The following is a 26,719-nucleotide window of genomic DNA, read 5'->3' as shown; positions in this document are numbered from 1 at the left end:
GGGGAGGTTCGAACTCCGAGCCGACCCATTAATCGCGATCGACGCGATGTGCGGTGGCTCGAACAGGGTCGTTCATGGTTTCCACTCTCGATATCGAGGCGGTGCGATGTACTTCTTCAATCCCCGAACCACACCTTTCGATCGCCACTCCCGGCGAAGCATGCGGGGGTGGTTGTGATGGGTACCGACAATCGGGATGAGCAGTCGCGAACTCTGCCTGCCGGGGCGTTTCCGTTGTCCGCGGTGCAGCGGAGCATGTGGTTTGCGCAGCAGTTACACCCGGCGGTTCCGTATTTCATCGCGCAGTACATCGAGATCCACGGCGACCTGGACATCGACTTGTTGTCGCGGTCTGCGGTGGCGGCGGCGCACGAGTTCGAATCACCGTTCCTGCGGTTGATGTACCCGGATGGCGAGCCGTGCCAGATCGTCGACCCCACAATCGGCGCGGAGATCGACTACTTCGACTTTCGAGAATGTGACGATCCGCGCGAAGCTGCTGCGGAGTGGATGGACAACGATCACGCAACACCGCTCGATTTGACGCGAGACCGTCTGGTCGAAATGACGATCCTGCAAACGGGGGATCGAGATTACCTGTGGTACACGCGAATTCACCACGTAGCGCTCGACGGATACAGCGGCATGACCATCGTCAACCGCATAGCGGCGCTCTACACCTCAGAACTCGAGGGGCGTGAGCCCGCGCCCAACAAAGCGCTCGATGTGGTGAAGCTGTCGGAGTTGGACCAGGCGTATCGGGCGTCGAGTCGATTCGATGCTGATCGGCAGTACTGGGCAGAGCGCATCGCGGGCGTGGATCACGGATCGACACTCGCGGGCCGGGAAGCACCACCTCGCGCGCATTCTCGGATTGTGACGGATTCGCTGTCGGAAACGTCCGTCGCAGCTCTGGACGAGTGGAGTGCACGTTCGGGTGCAACGCCGGCTGCTGTGCTGATTTCGGCGTTGGCCTGCTACCTATCGCGTCGTACCGGTTATCGGGACGTGTTGATCAATTTGCCGGTCTCGGCTCGCACCACAGCGCCGTTGCAGCGCTCGGGCGGCATGTTGGTCAACGTGGCTCCGCTGCATATCGAGGTGCTCCCGGGTGACACTGTCGATGATTTGGTGGGGCGGGTGCAGCTCGAGCTACTCGGCGCGCTTCGGCATCAGCGGTGCAGCCTCGAAGACATTCGCCGGGATGCCGGACTGTCGATGGAGGATCAGCGACTGTCCGGGCCGATGATGAACGTGATGCTCTTCCGTCAGGAAATCACCTTGGGTCCGATGGTCGGCGAGTACCACATCGTGACGTCGGGTCCGGTGGAAGACCTGCTGGTCAACATCTATCAGAGCGGTAGTCCCGTCAAGACGCTGATCGAGTTCCGCGCCAATCCGGATCGTTACGAGCGCACCGAACTCGAAGAGCACCACGCAGATTTTGCGGAGTTGATTCGTGAGTTGATCGCGGTTGGTCCCGGCACACCGCTGGATCACGTTCATCGCAGGACAGCTGAGATCGGTGGCGAGCGCGCGCGGGCTCGTGAGCTCGAGCAGTTCTGGGCCAGGGAGATGACGGACGCCCCCGAAGGCGCGTCGGTGGTGCTTGATCGTCCACGCACCTCGGATCACCGCGAGGAGATCGGAACTCTGCGCACCCCGATCGCACCCGAGTTGCACCAGCGCATGCGGGCAGCGGGCACAGACGTGTTCAGTCTGGTTCACGGCGCCCTGGCCATCGTGCTGTCTCGGCTGACAAACACCGACGACATCGTGATCGGTGCTCGATTTGCGCCGGGCGCACCCGTAGTGCCGCTCCGCAGCGCAGTCGATCAAGCGCATTCGTGCGCCGATGTGTTGAATGATGTTGCAGACCATGATGTTACGGTCCGCGACTACAGCCAGGGCGTAGTGGACACCGCCGGACTGCATGTCGTCCTGACCGACGGTCCTACCAACCGCACAATCGAGGGCGCAGACCTTTCCATCGGTGTGGTCGACGACGCGGGAACGTTGACGTTGGACGCCGCCTACGACCAGGATGTGCTCGACGAGCGCTCCGCGCAGCAGGTGCTCACGCGAGTGCTGCGGGCATTGGGCCGGGCGCTGGAATCTCCCGGCATCGCAGTGGGTGATCTGCCGATACTCGACGAGGCCGAAGGGGAATCGCTCCGCGCAGTTCCCGGTCCCGCAGCGGCGTCCCCCCGCACTCTCGCGCACATTCTGTGCACCGCCGCACAAGTGAATCCGGACGCCGACGCGGTAGTCGTGGGCGATCAGGCACTGACGTACCGAGACCTCGACGCCCAGTCGAATGCGCTGGCGCGAGAGTTGATTGCGCGCGGAGTCGGCCCGGGGACGTATGTTGCGCTCGCACTGGCACGTTCACGAGAATCGGTGATCGCCACCTGGGCTGTGGCGAAGGCCGGTGGCGCATTCCTTCCCGTCGACCCGCACTATCCGTCCGACCGGATCACGCACATGCTGACCGACTCCGGGGCGACACTCGGGATCTGCACCAGTGATGTCCGGGGCGGATTGGGGGACACTGTCGACTGGCTGGTGCTCGGCGACCTGGAGCACCGTTCGAGCGCAGCTATCACCGACGCAGATCTGCTGAGGCCGCTGCGACTCGACGATCCCGCCTATCTGATCTACACCTCGGGTTCGACCGGCGTGCCCAAGGGCGTTGTGGTCACGCATCGCGGCGTGAGCAGTTTTGCCGAGGAACTACGAATCCGTTTCGGTACCACCCCCGACGCACGGACCCTGCACTTTTCTTCCCCCAGTTTCGATGCGTCCGTTCTCGAACTCCTGCTTGCGTTCGGAGCCGCGGCGACGATGGTGATCGCACCGCCCACGGTCTACGGCGGTGAAGAACTGGCGGAGGTCCTGCGCGCGGGCAAAGTGACGCACGCATTCATCACCCCGGCTGCCCTCGCGACTGTTGATCCGGACCACTTGCCCCTGCTGCGTGTGATCGCCACGGGCGGTGACGCGTGCTCGTCGTCGCTTGTCGAGCAATGGTCCGGGCACCGGTTGATGTTCAACGCGTACGGACCGACCGAGACGACTGTTGTCGCCACCATGGCCGGTCCGCTGCGCAGCGACGTTCCGGTCACGATCGGTCAACCCGTGCGGGGAGCGTCGGCGATGGTGCTCGACGCACGGTTGCACCCCGTGCCGATCGGGGTAGCCGGTGAGCTGTACGTCAGTGGTGTCGGCCTGGCCCGCGGCTACCACGGACAGGGCGCCACGACGGCTCAGCGTTTTGTCGCTGCCCCGAACGGGGAAGCCGGCGAGCGGATGTACCGGACAGGCGATCTGGTTCGCTGGACTGCCGACGGTGAGTTGGAATACCTCGGCCGCAGTGACTTCCAGATCAAAGTCCGCGGATTCCGGATCGAACTCGGTGAGATCGACGAAGTGCTGCGTCAGCATCCGAGCCTCGACGACGTGGTGACTGTCGGGGTGAGCGGCAGCAGCGGACAGACGATGCTGGCGTCGTACGTCACGGCAGCGCCGGGGATGCGTATCGAGGTGCCGGAGGTGACGGCGCATGCTGCGGCATCGCTGGCACCGCACATGGTGCCCTCACGCATCGTGGTGCTGGACGCGATTCCCCTGACACCCGCCGGGAAGATCGACCGCAACGCCTTGCCGGGAATCGACGAGGCGTCGGGGATCGGCGAGTACCGCGCACCGGAAAGCTCTACCGAAAAGCGCGTCTCGGCTGTGTACTGCGATCTTCTCGGCATCGCCCGCGCCGGCACGAATGACAGCTTCTTCGACCTCGGCGGCGACTCGCTGATTGCCACGCGGGTGGTTGCGCGGGTGAACGGTGCGCTCGGCACGTCCCTGAGCGTGCTCGATCTGTTCGAGGCGCCGACCGTGTCCGGATTGGCTGCGCGCGCGGATTCCTCGGATTCACGTGAGACTCTCCTCCCGCCGTTGACGAGGATCGAACGTCCCGAACCGATTCCGGCATCACTGGCGCAGCAACGCATGTGGCTGATCAACCAACTCGACCCGGCGTCGCCGGCGTACAACATTCCGATCGCCGTCCACTTGACGGGTCCTCTGAACGTGGCGGCATTGTCGACAGCCCTGCGGGATGTCCTGATCCGCCACGAGTCCCTACGCACGGTGTTCCCGGCCACCGCGTGGGGTCCGGTGCAGAAGGTGCTCGACGTCGCCGATGTGAATCCGGAACTGACCGTCGAGACGACTTCCGCCGGCGCGATGCGTGCCCGAGCCGAAGAGCTGGCGCGGCTGGGGTTCGACGTCACGTCGGCGCCCCCGGTGCGTGCAGTGTTGCTCGAAGCCTCCGAACACGACCACGTGCTGGTTCTGGTGGTGCACCACATCGCCGCCGACGGTCTGTCGATGACACCGTTGGCCCGCGACGTCATGGTGGCGTACTCGGCCCGGGAGTCCGGACGGGTTCCGGCGTGGTTGCCGCTCGAGGTGCAGTACGGCGATTTCAGCGAGTGGCAACGCCGCGTGGTCGGTGATGCGGCAACACCCGATTCGATACTCGGCTCGCAGTTGAATTTCTGGCGCGGGGAACTCGCTGCCCGCGACGACCTTCCGGAACTTCCGATGGATCATCCGCGCCCGGCGCGTGGATTCCTGCGCGCCCACGACGTGAACTTCACTGTCGATGCACCGACCTATCGCCGTGTTGCGGCCATCGCTGCCGAGCACGATGCCAGCGTGTTCATGGTGGTGCATGCAGCTTTGGCGGTCCTCCTCGCTCGGGAGTGCGGCGGGAACGACATCGTCATCGGCACACCCGTAGCCGGGCGAAGTGAGCGCGCGCTCGACGACGTCGTCGGCATGTTCGTCAACACGTTGGCCCTGCGCACCGTCATCGACGCGGCCGCGAGTTTCGAAACCGTCGTATCCCGCACGCGCGCCACCGATGTGGCAGCACTGCGGCACAGCGACGTTCCCTACGACGTGCTGGTGGACGCTCTGAGCGGTGACTCGCCGCTGTTCCAGGTCATGCTTGTCATGGAGGGTGCAACGCCCACCGAGGTTGCTCTGCCGTCCCTGACCGTCTCGGTGGACGAATTAGACACCGGCGCAGCAAAATTCGATCTCCAGGTCATTGTCACCGAGCGCGGTGATCACCTGGAGGGGAGATTGAACTACGCAAGTGATCTGTTCGACTCCGACACCATGTCCGGATTGGCAGATCGGTTTGTCTCTCTTCTCGACACAGCGACTCAGAAGCCGGATTCCGTCGTCGGAGACATCGACCTGTGCGCAGTAGGCGAGCGCACGTTGGTCCTCGAGCGGTGGAACGCGACGTCGCGACCGCTCGAGGCACTGACCCTGGACGATCTGACACGCGCCCAGGCCGAGCGGAGTCCCCAAGCCGTCGCTCTGCGCTTCGGTGACGCCGCTCTGACCTACGAACAGTTCGACAACCAGGTGAACGCACTGGCTCGGACGTTGATCGCCCGCGGCGTCGGGCCTGATCAGCGCGTCGCGGTGGCGATCCCGCGCTCGCTGGAACTGTTGGTGGCGATCCATGCGGTCATCCGCAGCGGCGGCGCATACGTCCCGGTGGATCCGGACCATCCCGAGGAACGAATCCGGTACGTGTTGTTCGTGGCATCACCGGTGTGTGTCCTCGGAAGCAATGGACATCACGGGCACCTCCCGACGGATATCGACATCCTCGATGTCGACCTCGAGGCTTCGCCGACCCCTCCGGTCACCGATGCCGACCGGATTGCTCCGCTCCACCCGGACAACATCGCTTACGTCCTCTTCACGTCCGGCTCCACCGGTCGCCCGAAAGGTGTTGCGGTATCGCATCGTTCGATAGTCAACCGGCTGAAGTGGATGCAAGGCGCCTACCCGCTGGAACCGTCGGATGTCGTGGTGCAGAAAACGCCGATCACTTTCGACGTCTCGGTCTGGGAACTGTTCTGGCCCCTGCAGACCGGCGCGGAGTTGGTGATCGCGGCGCCGGACGGTCACCGCGACCCGACCTATCTCTCGACGTTGATCGCCGAATCTCGGGTCACCGTGGCCCACTTCGTTCCGTCCATGCTCGCCGAGTTTGTTGCCGTCGCATCGCGCGGCGACTGCGCAACTCTGCGCCACGTGTTCAGTAGCGGCGAAGCACTGCCTCCGGCCACGGCGATGGCCCTGACCCGCGTGAGTGACGGCGCCCTGCACAATCTGTACGGCCCCACAGAGGCAGCTGTGGACGTCACCGCGTCCGAATACCTGCCGGGCCCGGGAGCGTCGGTTCCGATCGGCGCACCGGTCTGGAATACCCAGGTCTACGTGCTCGACTCGCGCCTGCATCCGGTTCCGGTCGGCGTTCACGGCGAGTTGTACCTCGCCGGCGTCCAGTTGGCGCGCGGCTATTTCGGCAGAAGTGAGCTCACCGCCGACCGCTTTGTGGCCGATCCGTACAGCCGAACCGGGGCCGCCCGCATGTATCGCACGGGCGACATCGTGCGGTGGCGGGTGGACGGTCAACTCGACTACATCGGCCGGAAAGATTTCCAGGTCAAGATTCGTGGTTTGCGGATCGAGTTGCCGGAGATCGAATCGGCGATACTGCGCACCCCGGGGGTAGCGCAGGCAGCTGCCCGTGTTCATCACGACGACGCGCTCGGCGATTCTCTTGTCGGATACGCGATCGGCGACAAGGGGGCTGCTCTCGACCCGGATCGGATTCGGCAGGTGCTTCGGGACGAACTTCCGGCGTACATGGTGCCGTCGTCGATCATCACGATGGATGCTTTTCCGCTCGGTTCCACCGGAAAACTCGATCGAACGGCGTTGCCGGATCCCACCTTTACGAGCACGCGTGCATATGTCGCACCACGGACGCCGCTCGAGCAGACCATCGCAGACATCCTCGCTGATCTTCTCGGTACCGACGAGATCAGCGTCGACGACAACTTCTTCGACATCGGCGGCAACAGCCTCATCGCGGCCCGCGCGATTGCCCGTATCAACGACGCGCTGGGGGTGAGCCTGTCAATTCGCAGTATCTTCGACGAGCCGACAGTCGAAGGCTTGGCAACGAACTGCGAGAGCGCGGCGCGCGCAGCGACAACGCTTCCACTGGAACCGCAGGCGCGTCCGGACCGAATCCCGTTGTCGCTGGCCCAGAAGCGAATGTGGTTCGTCAACCAGTTCGACATCAGCTCGTCGGCGTACAACGTGGCTATCGCGATCCGGATGCGCGGCGACCTCGATCACGGTGCCCTGCAGAATGCGCTCGGCGACGTACTCGATCGGCACGAATCGCTGCGCACGTCGTTCCCGATGGTGGACGGTGTTCCCGCTCAGGTCGTCGTTCCGGCAGCTGATGCGTTGCCGTCGCTGCCACTGCACCGCTGCGCGCTGGAAGAGCTCCGCAGCCGGATCAACGAGGTGGCCACGGCAGGATTCGACGTCACGGCCGCACCGCCGATCCGAGCGGAACTGATCGGGGTATCGACTGACGAACATGTCCTCGTCGTGGTGGTGCACCACATCTGCGCGGACGGTTTCTCGATGGCGCCGCTGGCAATCGACGTGATGACCGCGTATTCCGCGCGCACTCGCGGCTTCATGCCGAATTGGGCACCGCTGCCGATCCAGTACGCAGACGTTGCGTTGTGGCAGCAGAGCGTTCTCGGCGATGTCGCCGAACACGGGAGCGAGTTGTCCCGCCAGCTCGACTACTGGACACACCGACTCGAAGGGCTCCCTGAAGTACTCCAACTTCCGACGGATCGACCCCGTCCACGCGTTCAGGATCTGTCCGGCGATGTCGTACGGTTCGAGATCGACGCGGACGTACATCGACGGTTGCTTGCCACCGCGCAGAATTCTCGCAGCAGCCTCTTCATGGCGATGCACGCGGCATATGCGTTGCTGCTGGGACGACTGTCCGGGATGGACGACATCGCGATCGGTTCACCCATTGCCGGCCGAGGTAACGCGCTGCTCGACCCGATGGTCGGCATGTTCGTGGGAACACTGGTCCTGCGCACCGGGTTCGACCCCGCTCGTTCCTTTGCCGACGCTCTCGAGCAGGTCCGCAGTGTCGACCTGGACGCCTTCGACAACGCGGACATTCCGTTCGAGCGCGTCGTGGATGCCCTGGCGCCGCAGCGGTCGACGTCGCACTCTCCACTGTTCCAGGCGATGCTCGAGTTCAAGAACACCGAGCGGCCGACATTGACTCTCGACGGCCTGGACGTGGACATTCTCGACCTCGAAACAGTGGTGTCCAACTTCGATCTTCAGTTGACGCTCGCCGAGAAGTTCGACGAGCACGGCGAACCGGCGGGGATCGAGGCCGGATTCACCTACGCGAGCGCATTGTTCGACAGCGCCACCATCGAGCGCTTTTCCGAGTACCTGCTCCGAATCACCGACGCGGTCACCCGGGATCCACACGCGCCCGTTGGCGACATCGACTTGCTCGGCAGCGCCGAGGTGCGCGCCGCCGACACGCGAGCACTTCCCGAACCTGCGCTTCTGCCGGACTTGATATCGGCGAACTACCGTAGCGATTCGATCGCGCTGGCCTTCGAGGGAATCGAGATCGCCTACGAAGCTGCTGATCGGCACGCCAATCAACTTGCGCGAGTGCTGATCTCGCGCGGCGCGGGCCCGGAGACCGTCGTGGCGCTGGCCTTGCCGCGATCGGCGACGTCCGTGCTCGCGATCTGGGCTGTTGCTCGAACCGGTGCAGCGTTTGTTCCCGTCGACCCGTCGTATCCGGCAGACCGGATCAAGCACATGATCACCGATTCCGGCGCGTGTGTAGTCGTGACCACCACGGCCGACACACACACCATTCCGGCGGACGTGAGCACGGTTGTTCTCGACACGATGGAGGTCCGCGCAGAATGCGCTGCCGCATCGGACGCGCCGATCCGCGATTCCGAACTCCGCGGGCCCCGATCCCTCGACCACGTTGCCTATGTCATCTACACGTCCGGCTCGACCGGACTGCCCAAGGGCGTCATGGTCACGCACCGGGGCCTGGCAGCACTCGCCGAGCAGGAACGCATCACGTTCGGGGTCGATGCACACTCGCGGACTCTGCATTTCAGCTCACCGAGCTTCGACGCTTCGGTCCTCGAACTGCTGCTCGCGGTGTCCGCGGGCGCAACAATGGTGATCGCGCCGCCCTCGATTCTGGGCGGCGACGAACTCACGGCTCTGCTGCGCGACGAGCACGTCACTCACGCCTTCATCACACCCGCCGCTCTGGCAACCGTCGACGGAAGCGTCCTGGGCGAACTCGAGGCTGTCGGGACCGGCGGCGACGTCTGCCCGCCCGAACTGGTAGCTGCCTGGGCGCGCCCGGGGCGGATCATGATCAACGCGTACGGGCCGACCGAATCGACCGTCGTCGCGAGTATCACCGAACCGCTGACGCCGTCGCGGCGCGTCAGTATCGGACGGCCGTCGCTCGGGATCACCGCATCCGTCCTCGACGCGCGACTACACCCCGTGCCGATCGGTGTGGCCGGCGAGCTGTACGTCAACGGCGACGGTGTGGCCCGCGGGTACCGGAACCGAACCGCCGTCACAGCCGAACGCTTTGTCGCCGATCCCGCCGGAGCCCCAGGCAGCCGGATGTACCGGACCGGTGACCTGGTCCGCTGGAACGGTGAAGGGGAACTCGAGTACCTCGGTCGCAGCGACTTCCAGGTCAAGATCCGCGGCTTCCGCATCGAACTCGGCGAGATCGAAACGGCACTCACAGGGTGCCCTGGTGTGGCTCAAGCTGTCGCGACCACGGTCGAGCGTGACGGCGGACCGGCACGGATCGTCGGATATGTCGTTGCCTCGGATACCGACGTCTCGCTTCTGAGTCCGGATGACGTCATCGCGGTGGTCAGCACCCAACTGGCCCCGCACATGGTGCCGTCGACGGTTGTCGTCCTGGACGAATTGCCGCGCACGTCCAACGGAAAGCTTGATCGCCGCGCACTCCCGGTCCCGGACTTCGCTGCCGCCCGAACGCATTCGCGAGCAGCGGAAACCGAACTCGAGACGGCTCTCGCCGCATTGTTCGCCGACGTTCTCGGGCTGGATTCGGTAGGCGTGGACGATTCGTTCTTCTCACTCGGCGGCGATTCGATCATGTCGATCCAACTGGTGGCTCGCGCTCGCACGAGCGGCATCGTGTTCTCGCCGCGTGAGGTGTTCGAAGCCAAGACCGTCGCCGCACTTGCGGCAGTGATCGAGCTCGCCGAAGACGCCGCACCGCTCGTGCTGGAGGAACTGCCGGGAGGGGGAGTGGGTTCGATGCCGCTCCTGCCGGTTGCGCACTGGTGGCTCGATCGATTTGCCGTGAACACGGCAGGACTGGACTCGTTCTCGCAGTCCACTCTGCTCAACGCCCCCACTGCTCTGCATGGCATCGAACAGCTCACTGCCGCAGTACAAGTCGTTCTCGACCGCTACGGAACGCTGCGCGCTCGACTCGAACTGCAACCGCACCGGGCGCTGGTCGTCGGCGAGATCGGGAGCATCGACGCGGCCCACGTGTGCCGACGCGTTCAGGTGGACGCCGAACCGGGAACGTCGGAGTTCGACGAGGCGATCGTCACCGCCCTCGACGACGCCCGCGACGCGTTGGATCCACGAAACGCGTCGATGATCAAGGTCACCTGGTTGTCCGGCCCCACCGGCGCCGGACGCTTGCTCCTGGTCATTCACCATCTTGCAGTGGACGGTGTCTCCTGGCGGGTACTGGTACCCGAACTCGCGGCAGCCTTCCATCAACTCGACGCCGGACTCACCCCCGCCTCGACGTCGACCCCCGGTGAGACGTCCCTGCGGCGGTGGGCAACCGCCCTCGCGGAGATCGCCCCGACCCGTCGCAGCGAGATAGACCTGTGGCGTTCCATGCTGGCCGGAGCGGACCCGCAAATCGGTTCGCGGCCGCTGGACCCGCACCTCGATACCGGCCGGGCGTTGGCGCGCGTAGCCGTCGAGGTTCCGGTGGACGTGTCCGAGACCGTGCTGACCGCCTTGCCCGCGCTGTATTCGGGCTCGGTCAACGACGGACTGCTCGCTGCGCTGGCGCTGGCGGTGACGCAGTGGCGATCGTCTCGCGGAGTTCGGGCCGACGACGTGCTGGTCTCGTTGGAGGGACACGGTCGCGAGGCGCACGTCGTCCCCGGTGCCGATGTTCTGCACACGCTCGGCTGGTTCACGACCGTGTTCCCGGTGCGGGTGGATCTATCGGCAGTCGATACCGCCGCACTGCTGTCCGGGCAGGAAAATGCCGGACCGCTTCTCAAATCGGTCAAGGAACTGCTTCACACAATTCCCGACAGCGGCATCGGATACGGACTGCTCCGCTATCTCGACGATGTCGGGCAGCAACAACTGTCGGGACCGGACTCGCCTCAGATTTCCTTCAACTACCTGGGCCGATTCGGCGGCTCCGAATCTTCTCACGACGGCGACTGGGCGTTGGCATCGGACGTCGATCTGGAAGCATCCGCGCGGGGATCCGACATGCCGCTCGCGGCCGTCCTGGACGTCAATGCCGTCGCCACCGACATCGACGGGCGACCACAGTTGTCGGCTACGTGGGCGTACCCGTCCGGCGTTCTGTCAGACGGCGATGTCCGGGAGATCGCGGACTTGTGGGTATCGGCGCTCACCGCACTGGCCGCCCACGCCGAGAATTCCGAACGCGGAGGGTTCACCCCGTCCGATCTCCCGCTGGTCGACCTCGATCAGAGCGCTATCGACCGCTTCGAGGAGCAGATCCCCGATCTGGCCGACATCTGGTCACTCTCACCCCTGCAAGCGGGGTTGCTCTTCCACGCGCGGTACGCCGAACACACCGTCGACGCGTACACCGTGCAGTTGACCCTCGACCTCGAGAGCGTCGAACCTGCGCGTCTCCATCGCTCCGCGCAGGCACTGCTCGATCGGCACGACAACCTCCGCACCTCGTTTGTCACCGACGAGGCCGGCAACTCCGTGCAGATCGTCCACGCGAATGCGGTTGTGCCGTGGACCGAGATCGACATCTCCCCGCTGCCGCTCAGCGAGCAGGACACAGAATTCCGCGAACTGCTCCGAGCAGATCGCGTCCGCGGGTTCGACATGGCCACCGCGCCGTTGCTGCGTTTCCTGCTCCTACGTACGGGGGAGACAACCTACCGACTCATTCTGACCAACCATCACATCCTCCTCGACGGTTGGTCCATGCCGTTGCTGCTGCGGGATCTGCTGACGCTGTACGCGACGGACTCCGACCAAAGTGCCCTCTCACGCGTCCATCCGTACCGTGACTATCTCGAATGGCTCTCACATCGCGACACCGAGTCGGCTTTGACAGCCTGGTCGCACGCCCTGGCCGGGATGGACGAACCGACCTTGGTCACGCATGCCCACACGGCCGAAGAACTGACCACTACATCGCGTGACACCTTCCTCGAACTCGATGTCGCGCGAACCGAAGCCCTGCGCGGGTTCCTTCGATCCCGCGGACTGACCATGGCATCACTGATCCAGGTGGGCTGGGGACTCGTGTTGAGCGAGTTGCTCGGCCGCGACGACGTGATCTTCGGCGGCACGGTGTCCGGGCGTCCACACGAGGTGCACGGTATCGAATCGATGATGGGGTTGTTCATCAACACCGTTCCCATCCGGGTGCGACTCGACGCACGAGAGTCTTTGGCCGAGTTGTGCATTCGCGTGCAGAGTGAGCAAACTGCGCTGCTCGACCACCATTATGTCGGTCTACCGGACATCTCGGCCGCAGTGGGCAGCGCAGCCACGTTCGACACATTGACCGTCTTCGAGTCGTACCCGGTCGATCGCACCGGGTTGTCCGCCGGAATAGACATCGCCGGAATGCACGTACTGGACGTGCATGACGCGCAGGACGCCGCGCACTACCCGTTGGCCGTCATCGCGTCCACCGACGGCGGCATGTTCAAGCTCAAGTTCGAGTACTTCCCGGGTGCACTCGCCGATCGGGACGTCGACGCGGTAGCCGACCGGTTGATGCGGACCCTCGAACTCATTGCCGCGCATCCCGACTTGCCGCTGGCTCACCTGTCCCTGATGCCCGAGCAGGAAATGCGCGAACTGGTTCCGGCGTACGGGACGCCGGGCGGGTCGAATCGCACTCTTGCCGAACTGTTCACCGACGCCGCGGCCCGTTTTCCGGATCGGATCGCACTGACCGCCGGCACGCGCCAGGTCACCTACCGCGAACTGGACAACGCATCCGATCGCCTTGCCCGGATGCTCATCGCCGATGGTGTCGCGGCTGAGGATCGGATCGCGATCGGCGTCAGCAGGTCCGTCGAATCCGTCGTCGCGATGTGGGCGATCACGAAGGCCGGCGCCGCCTTTGTTCCGGTAGATCCGCGCTATCCACGTGAGCGAATCGAGTTCATGCTCGCCGACTCCGCTGCACACATCGGCATCACCACCACCGAGCACTCCGGTGACCTACCCGCCGCTATCGGATGGATCGAACTGGATTCACCCGAAACGCAAGCGCGTCTGGCCACCTTGGCATCGGGCCCCAGCGTTACCCCCACGCGCTTGGGCAACGCGGCGTACGTCATCTACACCTCGGGATCGACCGGACAACCCAAAGGCGTACTTGTCACGCACTCCGGCCTCGAGAACTTCGCCGACGAGGAACGTGAGCGTTTCGGGATAGACGAGCAGTCCCGCACCTTGGCATTGTCCTCGCCCAGTTTCGACGCCTCCGTTCTCGAATACCTCCTCGCGTTCCCCAACGGTGCCACCATGGTGATCGCGCCGACCACCGTGTACGGCGGCGAGGAACTCGCCGCAGTCCTGCGCGATGAGGCGGTCACCCACGGATTCATCACCCCGGCCATGCTCACCTCAGTGGATCCGAGCGGCATCGACGCGTTGACGTGCGTGATCGTCGGCGGTGAAGCGTGCCCACCGGAACTGCTGCACACCTGGGCACCTGGGCGCTCCTTCCACAACCTGTACGGGCCCACCGAAACCACCATCGGCGCCAACATCAGCGACCCGATACCCGCCGACGGCACCGTCGTCCTGGGTGGACCGATCCGAGGCGTGCGCGAACTGGTCCTCGACCGACGCCTCCAGCCGGTGTCCGTTGGAGTGCCCGGTGAGTTGTACATCGCCGGCGCCGGACTGGCGCGCGGCTATCACCAGCGTGCCGGGCTGACCGGCGAGCGCTTTGTCGCCGACCCCTACGGGGAACCAGGGGAGCGGATGTACCGCACCGGCGACGTCGTACGCTGGCGCGCCGACCGTACCGTCGAATACCTCGGTCGCAGTGACTTCCAGGTCAAGATCCGCGGCTTCCGCATCGAACTCGGAGAGATCGACACCGCCCTCGCCGCATTGCCTGGCGTCGAATTTGCCGTCACCCTCGCCGTTCACGGACCGGCCGATCAACAGGCACTCGCGTCGTACGTCCTGATCGACAGCGATGCTGCGGTGACCGTCGCAGACGTCCTCGCACACGCACGTGAGCACCTGCCCGCGCACATGGTCCCCGCCAGTGTTGTCATCCTGCACGACATCCCACTGACCGGCACCGGAAAAGTCGACCGGGCGGCCCTACCGGAACCGCAGTTCGACACCGCGGGCGGAGAATTCACGGCCCCGACCACCGAGTTCGAAAGACTGGTCGCCGCAGCATTCGACGAAGTCCTCGAATCGGGACCGATCGGTCTCGACACACACTTCTTCGACGCCGGCGGAAACTCGCTCACCGCGACTCGCGTCGTCGCACGGGTGAACGCCGCGCTGGGCTGCGACATCGGCGTCCGGACCCTGTTCGACGCCCCGACGGTACGGGCACTGGCACACGCCGCCCAGAACGCCGGCCGCGACCTCACCGCGCGAGTGCCACTCACCCCGATCGAGCGCCCCGAACCCATCCCGGTATCCGTCGCGCAGAAGCGCATGTGGTTCCTCAACCAATTCGACATCAGCTCACCGGCATACAACATCCCACTTGCCGTCACCCTGACCGGAGAACTCGACCACGACGCGCTGACCCGCGCTTTCGACGACGTCCTTGACCGCCACGAAAGCTTGCGGACGATGTTCCCCGCCACCGCCGGAACACCGACGCAACGCATCGTCCCCGTCGATGACGTTCCACTGAATCTGGAACCGGAACCCGTCGCCGAGCAGGATCTGATCGACCGCATCCTCGAATTCGGATCAGCAAGCTTCGACGTCTCACGCGCTGTCCCGATTCGCAGCACACTGCTCGAGATCGCCCCGGATCGCCACGTTCTTGTGGTCGTGGCTCACCACATCATCGCCGACGGGTTCTCCATGAGCCCCCTCGCGCTTGATGTTGCCACCGCCTACGCCGCACGTAGCACCGGCAGCGCGCCGACCTGGGCCGAACTACCCGTCCAGTACGCGGACTTCACGCTGTGGCAGCAGGCGAACCTCGGTTCGGAGGAGGACGCGGACTCGGAGATCTCCCGTCAACTCGACTACTGGACACACCAACTGGCGGATCTGCCCGACCCTATCAATCTGCCCACCTCGCATCCCCGTCCGGCAAAGCAGTCGATGCAAGGCGCCGTGGCGGCGTTCGAGATTCCGGCGAGCACCCACCGACTCCTCTCCGATGTAGCCCGCCAGCGCGGCGTCACCATGTTCATGGTCCTGCACAGCGCTTACGCGGCACTTGCTGCCCGACTATCCGGCCAGAGCGACATCGTGATCGGAACACCCATCGCCGGACGCGGTGAAGCCGAACTCGATCACCTCATCGGCATGTTCGTGAACACCCTGGTCCTGCGCACACCGCTCTCACTCGACTCCACCTTCGCCGACCTGCTCGATCAGGTGCGCGAGATCGACCTCGGTGCGTTCCAGCACGGTGACCTACCGTTCGAGCGACTGGTCGACACACTGGACCCTGAGCGCTCCACATCGCACACTCCGCTGTTCCAGATCCTCCTCGAATTCCGCAACAACGTGGTGCCGACACTCGAACTTCCCGGACTGAGTGTGTCCGGAGTGGACATCGAACTCCCTGTCGCCAAATTCGATCTGCAACTGTCGGTCACGGAACGGTACGGGGAACACGGCGCTCCCGACGGCATCGACGCCGAGTTCATCTATGCCACAGATCTTTTCGATGCCGATCTCATGGAAACCTATGCTCGCCGGTTTGTCGAACTGCTCACCGCCGCCGCACAGGAGCCGACAACAAGGCTCGGCGACCTCGACATCCTCGACGACATCGAGCGCCGCACAGCGCTGACCGAATGGAACACCGCAGGATATGCGTCGCTCACCGCAGACGACACCATCGCAGATCGCTTCTACGCGAGCGTCGCGGCGCATCCCAACGCCACTGCGGTCGGTGACGGCACCACGTCACTCACTTATGCCGAACTCGACGGCCGCGCGAATCGACTCGCCAGGCTGCTGATCGCCCAGGGGATAGGACCGGAATCCGTCGTCGGCGTCGCACTGCCCCGCACCACCGAACTGGTGGTCGCGCTTCTTGCCGTGATCAAAGCGGGTGGCGCGTACCTGCCCATCGACGTCACCTACCCGGAAGAGCGCATCCGATTCCTCGTCGCCGACGCACAACCCGGTGCCCTGATCACGTCCGACGAGTTCCGGCGGATGTTGCCCGACGGCCTCACGGACGGTTACAGCCTCCCGGTGATCGAACTCGGGACACCGGAAACAGACCTGCGTCTCGAGCATCTTGCGCCGTCCCGGATCACCGACGCGGACCGCCTGGCTCCACTGCGCGGCGACTCGATCGCCTACATCATCTACACCTCCGGATCGACCGGACAGCCCAAGGGCGTGCTCGTCTCACACCGCAACGTCCTCACCCTCATGGACAACGCGTCCCCGACATTCGGCTTCGACCACACCGACGTGTGGACGATGTTCCACTCCTACGCCTTCGACTTCTCCGTCTGGGAACTGTGGGGCCCGCTCCTGCACGGTGGCCGCCTCGTTGTGGTCGACTACTACACAACCCGCTCACCCGACATGTTCGACGAGTTGCTGCGCCGCGAAGGCGTCACCGTCCTCAACCAGACACCCACCGCGTTCTACCAACTCGCAGAAGCCGACCGCGGTCATCACCCAGCGCCGGGCGAACCAGACCTCGCGCTGCGCTACGTCATTTTCGGTGGAGAAGCACTCGACCTCGGTCAACTACGAAAGTGGTTCGACCGCAGACCCACAACACCTGCACTGATCAACATGTACGGCATCACCGAGACCACCGTCCATGTCAGTCGCATCGCCTTGACCCGCGACGACGCGCATCGCGGCTCCGCCAGCATCATCGGCCGCGGACTACCGGGAATGAACGTCTACGTCCTGGACCAGCGACTACGCCTGGTACCGCCCGGCGTCGTCGGAGAAATGTATGTATCCGGTGACCAGATCACCCGCGGGTATCTCGGCAAGCCCGCATTGACCTCTACGCGGTTCCTACCCGACCCTTTCGGTGGCTCGGGGGATCGAATGTATCGAAGTGGGGACCTTGCGAAGTGGAACGACGCGGGGCAGCTGGAGTATGTGGGACGCAGCGATTTCCAGGTGAAGGTGCGTGGTTTCCGCATCGAACTCGGTGAGATCGAAGCCGCCATGCTCCGCTGCCCCGGCGTCGCGCAATCCGTTGCCATCGTGCGCAGCGACAGTGGCAGCTCGAAAATCGTCGGATACGTTGTGCCCGAAGCTGGAGCGAGCATCGATTCCGAGGCAGTGACCGTCTCCGTGTCCGCCGAATTGGCGTCGTACATGGTGCCGACGGTGATAGTGGTCCTGGACGAGCTTCCGCTGACCGTCAACGGGAAACTTGATCGGGGACATCTCCCGGCCCCCGATTTCACCGTGCTCACTCTGGGGCCGACGTCTAACCGAAGCCCTTCCACCACAACAGAATCCATGCTCGCCGATCTGTTCGCCGACGTTCTCGGCCTACCATCGGTCGGCATCGACGATTCCTTCTTCGGCCTCGGCGGCGATTCGATCATGTCGATCCAATTGGTCTCGCGGGCCAAGGACGCCGGACTGGCCTTCACTCCGCGCGACGTGTTCGAGGCAAAAACCGTGGCCGGACTCGCGCAGGTGGTCCGCAGCGAACCCGTCGAAACCGCACCCGCACTGGAGGAACTACCCGGCGGCGCAGTCGGAACAATGCCGCTCACGCCGATCATGACATGGCTCCTCGAGCGCAGTGGTGGTGATCTCGAACTGATCCGCAGCTACAGCCAGAGCGCGCTGCTCTCTCTGCCTCGTCACACCATTGCCCGTGCACTCGATGACGCCCTGCAATCCCTGCTCGACCATCACGATGTGCTGCGAAGCCGCCTCGACACCGGCACACGCAGCCTGATCGTCACCGAACCCGGAACGGTGCGCGCATCTGATGTACTGCACCGCCTGGAGATCAGTGCAGATCAGGGGCCGCAGTTCCGCCGAACCGCCGAAGAAGCCATGGCATACGCGTCGAGTCGTCTTGATCCCGAGAACGGAAAGATGATCGCAGCGGTGTGGCTCGATCCTGTCGGAGCCAGCGCCCGTGGACGGCTACTCCTGGTGATTCACCACCTCGCCGTCGACGGTGTGTCGTGGCGTCTACTCGTCCCCGATCTTGCGACCGCATATGCCGCCGCCGAAGCTCGCACTCCGGTCGCGCTGCCCGCAGGTGGGACGTCGATGCGCCGGTGGGCAACCGGCCTCGCCGAACAGGCACCCGCGCGCCGCGCAGAACTCACGCGCTGGGAAGCCACCGCCGGCCGCGACGCACTGCTGGGAAACCGGGCACTCGACCCGGCCGTCGACCTCGGTTCGACCGTGGAAAAGATCACCGTCGACATCGACTCCGCGGTCACCGACAACATTCTCACCGCCGTTCCGCACCTGTTCGGCGGCTCGGTGAACGACGGCCTGCTCGCAGCACTGGCACTGGCCGTGACCGGGTGGCGTCACTCGCACGGCAAGCGCGGCACCGATGTCCTGATCAATCTCGAAGGCCACGGACGTGAGGAAGCCGCTGTACCGGGAGCCGACCTGTCCCGAACCGTCGGCTGGTTCACCACCATCTTCCCGGTACGACTCGACCTCGCCGGCATCTCCGTCATCGACGCTCTCTCCGGCGGCGACGCCATCGCGTCGGCTGTGAAATCGGTGAAGGAAACGCTGCTCGCCGTACCGGACAACGGCATCGGGTTCGGAATGGCCAAGTACCTCGACGACGCCCGATCACTGCATGAACTCCCGGCGCCGCAGATCTCGTTCAACTACCTCGGACGACTTGGTGGTACCGAGACCGGCAGCGAGGAAGTTCCGTGGTTGCCAGTGCCGGGAGTAACCCTCGACGAACCACACAACGGACAACTCCCGGCCGCGTCGGTGCTCGACATCAACACCGTGGCTACGGACAGCGGCAACGGTCTGGTCCTGCGCAGCACCTGGGCGTTCCCGGGAGGAATCCTTACCGCTACCGACGCGTCGGAGCTAGCTGAACTGTGGACCCGCGCCCTGACCGCGCTCAGCAACTACGTCGAGCAGACGCACACCCGGCAACTCACCCCGTCGGACGTCGACCTCGTCACTCTCGATCAGCCTGCGATCGAACACCTGACCACACGATTCCCCGACCTGACGGACGTCTGGTCCCTCTCACCGCTGCAATCGGGGCTGCTTTTCCACGCACAGTTCGACGACACCGGCATCAACCCGTACATGGTGCAGTTGACGCTCGAACTCGGCGGCCGCATCGATCACGCGCGGATGCAACGCGCCGCAGCGGCATTGCTCGACCGTCATCCCAGCCTGCGAGCCGGATTCATCGCAGCGCCCGGCGGGCGCGCGTTGCAGATCATTCGATCCGACGTGACGGCGGACTGGACGGATGCGGACCTGTCACATCTCCGGCCTTCCGAGATCGAAGCGGAGTGGACACGCCTCCTTGAGGCCGACCGCTCGCAGCGTTTCGATATGGAAACAGCGCCGCTGATCAGGTTCATGCTCGTCCGCATCAGTGACGACTCGGCCCGACTTGTCATCACCAACCACCACATCCTGCTCGACGGATGGTCGACGCCCCTCGTGCTGCGCGACCTGCTCACGCTGTACGCCACCGACGGTGACCCCGAGATCCTGCCCCGCGCACCGCACTACCGTGACTATCTCGCCTGGCTGACCACCCGCAACAGCAACACATCGCTCGAAGCCTGGCGAGGCGCTCTGCAGGGGATCGACACACCAACGCTGTTGGGCGCGTCCACCGACGACCCCGAGCAGACAAGTGAGGTGTGCTCGGTCAGTCTCTCGCCCGAACGCACCGATGTTCTCCGCACCTTTGTCCGCTCGCACGGACTGACCATGGCAACTGTTGTCCAAGCCGCGTGGGGAATTGTGCTGGGGGAGTTGCTCGGCCGCGACGACATCGTATTCGGCGGAACCGTCTCCGGGCGCCCACCCGAAGTGTCGGGCGTCGAGTCCATGGTGGGCCTCTTCATCAACACGGTGCCCGTACGCGTTCAACTGAACGCACGAGAATCGCTGTCCGAGTTGTGCGTTCGCATCCAGGGCGAGCAAGCTGACATGCTCGATCACCACTACGTCGGACTCACCGACATATCCGCAGCGGTGGGCCCTGCCGCCTCCTTCGATACCTTGACGGTCTTCGAGTCCTACCCGGTCGATCGCGCCGGACTGTCCGCCGGTACCGATATCGCCGGCATGCATGTCCTGGGAATCGACGGACGTGACTCCGCCCACTACCCCCTGGCAGTGGTCGCCTCCGAAGATCGAGCCCTCCACATCAAGATGGAATACCAGCCCAGCCAGTTCACCGAGCGTGACACCGAGATCATCGCCGAACGCATACTCATCGCGATCGAACGTATCGCGGCGACGCCGGACGAACCACTGTCCTCGATGCACATCCTCACCGAATTCGAGAGCCGCGACCTGGTCCCCGTCTTCGGCGCCCCCGGGCGATCCACTCGAACACTCCCCGAGATATTTGCCGACGCCGCCGCAACGTTCCCCGAACACATCGCACTCTCGGCCGGCGAACGCGCACTCACTTACCTGGAACTGGACCGCAAATCCAACCAGTTGGCCCGCGAACTCATCAAGCGCGGCGCCGGCCCCGAAACCGCCGTCGCGATCGGCATTGCCCGCTCGATCGAATCGGTGCTCGCAGTATGGGCCGTCACCAAAACCGGAGCAGTATTTGTTCCCGTCGACCCCAACTACCCAGCCGACCGCATCGAACACATGCTCACCGATTCGAACGTCCTGCTCGGCCTCACTGTCAGCGAGTCCGTCGACTCACTCCCACCCGCGGCGCCGTGGCTCGTCCTCGACGAAGAACCCTTCATCCGGGACGTCTCCCTCGCCTGCACACTCCCGATCAGCCAGGACGAACGACTGGGTGCAATCGACCTGAACAACGCCGCCTACATCGTCTACACCTCGGGTTCCACCGGGAAACCGAAAGGCGTCGTCGTCACCCATTCCGGCCTGGACAGCTTCGCGCTCGACCAACAACGACGCTTCCATGCCGACCACACTTCGCGCACATTGCATTTCGCGACGCCCAGCTTCGACGGCGCGATCTTCGAATACCTCCAGGCATTCGGTGTGGGGGCCACGATGGTGCTGGTGCCCACCGATATCTACGGGGGCAGCGAACTTGCCGAGCTCATCAAAACCGAACACGTCACACACGCCTTCATCACCACGGCCGCCCTTGCCACCGTCAACGCCGAAGGACTCGACGAATTCCGGCACGTTGTTGTCGGGGGAGAGGTCTGCCCACCGCACCTCGTCACGCAATGGGCCCCTGGGCGTGAGCTCGCCAACGCGTACGGACCTACCGAAACCACCGTCATGGCCGACATCAGCGAACCCATGACCGTCGGCGCACCCATCACCATCGGCGGCCCCATCCGAGGCGTCAGCGAAATCGTCCTCGACAGCCGTCTCCAACCCGTACCTGTCGGAGCGCACGGCGAGCTGTACATCGCCGGCGTCGGTCTCGCCCGCGGCTACCACCAGCGCACCGGGTTGACCAGCGAACGGTTTGTGGCCAACCCCTACGGCAAGCCAGGGGAGCGGATGTACCGCACCGGCGACATCGTGCGCTGGCGCGCCGACCACACCATCGAATACGTCGGTCGCAGCGACTTCCAGATCAAAGTCCGCGGCTTCCGCATCGAACTCGGCGAAATCGACACCCAGATAACCTCTATCGACGGTGTCACCAACTCCGTCACCCTCGGCGTCGAAGGACCAGGGGGAGCGACCGTCCTCGCGTCGTACCTCACCGTTTCCGAAGGATCCGACCTCAGCCCCGCCGCCGTCGTCGCGCACCTGTCCGGACGTCTGCCCACCCACATGGTGCCGACCAGCATCACCATCGTCGACGAACTACCACGCAACGCCGTGGGAAAGATCGACCGCAGCGCACTACCCGCTCCGGACTTCACCGCGCCGGCCACGGAATTCCTGGCAGCCCGGACACCACTCGAACGGCAGATCGCAGCAGTGTTCGCCGACATCCTCGACCTGGACAAAGTTGGCGTCAACGACAACTTCTTCGACCTCGGCGGCAACTCGCTGATCGCCACCCGCGTGGTATCCAGGCTGAATACCGCCCTCGAACTCGACCTCGGCGTGCGGACAATCTTCGAATCACCCACCACCGCGCAGCTGGCAGTACTGATCTCCTCGCAGCGGGAAGAGGGACCGTCGACCAGCATCCACGTCCCACTCGTTCCGTTCGAACGGACCGGCAACATTCCGCTCTCGCTTGCCCAGAAGCGGATGTGGTTCCTCAATCAATTCGACACCAGCTCAGCCGCGTACAACATTCCGTTTGCCGTGCGATTGACCGGTGACCTCGATACAAATGCCATGAAAGCCGCGATCGTCGACGTCGTCGGACGCCACGAAAGCCTACGAACCGTCTTCCCGACCGGGAACGGCGAACCGTTCCAGAAGGTGCTCGACGTCGCCGACGCCCTACCCGCCGTCGCTACGGCAACGGTCGGACCCGACGATCTCTTCAGTCGCATCAGCGAGCTCGCTCAGGAAGGGTTCGACGTAGCCAACGAACTTCCGCTGCGCGTCACGCTGTTCACGGTCGACACCACAACCGACGAGGCCGAACACGTCCTGTTCGTTGTGGTCCACCACATCTGCGCGGACGGGGCGTCCATGGCTCCACTCGCACGCGACGTCATGACCGCCTACCTGTCCCGAACAGCCGGCATCGCACCGGCCTGGGAGCCGCTACCGGTCCAGTACGTCGACTTCACACTGTGGCAGCAACACGTCCTCGGCTCCGAATCCGATCCCGAATCGATCATCAGCAGCCAAATCGCGTACTGGGACGCACAACTCGCCGGGCTCGACGACGTCATCGCGCTACCAGCCGACCACCCCCGGCCGCTCCAACAGACTTTCCACGGTGACCGCTTCGACTTCCAGATCAACGCGGACACCCACCGTGCACTCACCGCGCTGACTCGTGAACAAGGCATCACGATGTTCATGGCACTACACGGCGCGCTTGCCGTGCTCCTGGCAAAACTCTCCGGAGCTGACGAAGTCAGCATCGGCACACCCATCGCCGGACGAGGAAAAGACGAGCTCGAGAACCTCGTCGGAATGTTCGTCAATACACTGGTCCTGCGCACCCCCGTGAACCAAGATCAGACGTTCACCGAACTCCTCGACGGCATCCGCGACACCGATCTCGCCGCCTACCATCACTCGGATCTGCCATTCGAACGACTCGTCGACGTTGTCAATCCCACCCGGTCCACGTCGTACTCACCACTGTTCCAAGTCGCACTCGAACTGCAGAACAACGAGACGGTGGCGCTTGAACTACCCGGACTCACCGTCGAAGCACTCGGAACAGAATCCAAGACCGCAAAGGAAGACCTCGAACTGGTCGTCAACGAATCCTTCGACGCAGCCGGACAACCTGATGGAATGTCCGCGGCCTTCATCTTCGCCGTAGACCTCTTCGAACCCGACACCATTCACGCGTTGGCGCAGAGGCTCCAACTGATCCTCGACACCGTGGTCGGCAGCACCGACATCCACGTCGCCGACATCAACATCCTCGGCGCCGACGAGACCGAATCACTTGTCCCCGCATTGGGCGCCGACGCGACCCGACCGCGCACCTGGCCCGAGATCCTCGAGACCGCTGCCGCGCTGAACCCCGACGCGCCGGCAGTCTCCAGCCAGGAACGCACCATGACCTACCGAGAACTCGACACCGAAGCCAATCGTCTGGCACGAGTGCTCCGCGCCCGGGGAATCGGTCCGGAAGATTACGTTGCACTCGCGCTGCCACGATCGGCCTCGGAAGTCGTCGCGATCTGGGCCGTCGCCAAGACCGGCGCCGCCTACCTGCCCGTCGACCCGAACTACCCGCACGAGCGCATTACCCACATGCTCGACGATTCTCAGGCGGTCCTCGGATTGACCGTCGCAGCACAGCACGCGAAGCTGCCCCCGAACATCGACTGGATAGTCGTCGACTCCGAACAGACCACCCGCGAACTCACATCTCGGAGTCCCGCCCGATTCACCGATGCCGAACGCACCATGCCTCTACGCCTCGGGCACCCCGCGTATCTCATCTACACCTCCGGATCGACCGGAAAACCGAAGGGCGTCATCGTCACACACCTCGGCCTGTCCAACCTCAACGCCGAAGAGCACCAACGCTTCAACGTGCAGACCACCTCGCGCATCGCCCACCTCGCATCACCGAGCTTCGACGCGTCGGTCTTCGAACTGATGATGGCGTTCGGCAGCGCCGCGTGCCTCGTCATCATTCCGCCGGCCGTGTTCGGCGGATCCGAACTTGCCGAGATCTTCTCGGGCGAACACGTCTCCCATGCCTTCATCACACCTACCGCGCTGAGCTCCATCGAAAGCTCGGCACTACCGGAGCTGCAAGTACTCGCAGTCGGCGGCGAAGCCTGCCCCACCGAACTCGTCGACACCTGGGGACGCGACCGGCGGATGTTCAACGGATACGGGCCCACCGAATCCACCATCCAAGCCGCCGTCAGCACGCCCATGCGGCCAGGGAAGAACATCAACATCGGACGCCCCGCCATCGGTTTTGCCGGACTGGTACTCGACGCCCACCTGCGGCCCGTCCCCGTCGGCGTCATCGGTGAGCTCTACGTCACCGGCCCAGGTCTCGCGCGTGGCTACCACCGCCGCCCCGGACTTACTTCCGACCGCTTTGTCGCGGACCCGTACGGCGAACCAGGCCAACGGATGTACCGCACCGGCGACCTGGTTCGCTGGAATGCCGATCACGCCCTCGAATACATGGGACGAAGCGACTTCCAAGTCAAGGTGCGCGGATTCCGCATAGAACTGGGGGAGATCGACTCCGTTCTCACGTCACACCCGTCCGTGTCCTTCGCCGCAACCCTCGGCCAGGAAACACCGTCCGGCGACACTATGCTCGCGGCGTACGTGCAGCCCGTCGACGGACATACCATCGCGGAAGCCGAACTGCGGCATCATCTCTCGTCCAGACTTCCCGCACACATGGTTCCCGCGGCAATCATCGTCGTCGACAAGATCCCGATGACGCCGGTCGGCAAACTCGATCGCCGCGCACTCCCGACACCCGATTTCGAGAACCGCAACGTGCCGTATGCACCGCCCACAACTCACACCGAGGAAGTTGTGACCGAGGTCTTTGCATCCGTCCTCGGCGTCGACCGCGTCGGTATCGACGACAACTTCTTCGACCTCGGCGGCAACTCCATCGTCGCAACGAGGATCACTGCCGAACTCGACGAACGAATCGGCCGACGCGTCCGCCTGCAAGCACTTTTCCTCGACCCCACACCCGCAGGCGTTGCCCGAGCCGCAGACCAGGCGAATCAACCCGCCGACACTTCCGCCTTCCTCGCTCCGGTTGTCACTCTGCGCGCAGGCGGCGCCAAACCTCCGCTGTTCTTCATCCATCCCGGCATCGGGTTGGCCTGGGGATACGCAGGATTCGCTGCGCATGTGGACCCGGATCGCCCTCTCTACGGCCTCCAACTGCCGTCCCTGAGCGGAGGACCCAGCTTCAGCACCCTCACCGAACTCGCTCAGAACTATGCAGACCGCGTCCAATCACTTGCACCCAGCGGGCCCATCCATCTGGTCGGGTGGTCGCTTGGCGGCGTCATCGCCCACGCGGTGGCCCACGAACTCGAGAAGCGACACGCGGACGTCTCCACAGTTGCGATCCTCGACAGCTACCCATCCGCGGACAACGATCAACCTGTCGACCTCTCCGTCGCCGAATTGGTCGCAGGACTCGGATTGCCGCCTGGGGAGACAAACGTCGCGACGTTCGACGACGCAGTCGACCTCCTCGAGCGAACACTCGGGCCCGGCACCGGTATCGAGGCCGATCACCTCGCCCGGATCAGCGACGGCTATTCCCGCTCGGTCGCACTGGTGAATGCTCACCGTCCGCCGTATTTCGGTGGCGACATCGCATTTTTCATAGCCGGACAATCTAGTGAAAACGGTCATAGTGTCGACGAGTGGCGCGCATATGTGGGCGGTGCGATCGCAGCCGACACCGTTGACTGCGCACACAACCAGATGATCGATGCAGTGCCGTCCGCATACATAGCGGCAGCGTTGCGAGAGCATCTCATCTAGGACGATG

At 64.2% G+C, this 26,719-nt stretch carries 1 protein-coding gene; it reads left to right on the top strand.

The features are described from left to right. Nucleotides 1–177 precede the first annotated feature (177 nt). Nucleotides 178–26,712 carry a non-ribosomal peptide synthase/polyketide synthase gene (locus RG2_RS14120; protein ID WP_033232223.1) on the top strand — a complete coding sequence of 8,845 codons (26,535 nt, stop codon included), beginning with the start codon at nucleotides 178–180 and terminating at the stop codon, nucleotides 26,710–26,712. Nucleotides 26,713–26,719 lie beyond the last annotated feature (7 nt).

The sequence above is a fragment of the Rhodococcus globerulus NBRC 14531 genome, assembly GCF_001894805.1.
GTDB classification, from domain to species: domain Bacteria; phylum Actinomycetota; class Actinomycetes; order Mycobacteriales; family Mycobacteriaceae; genus Rhodococcus_F; species Rhodococcus_F globerula.
This window is presented reverse-complemented; position numbering and strand designations above follow the sequence as displayed.

What these genes read in the sequence shown, in the direction of transcription:
- RG2_RS14120 (WP_033232223.1), top strand. Translation starts at nt 178, where the DNA reads ATGGGTACCGACAATCGGGATGAGCAGTCGCGAACTCTGCCTGCCGGG.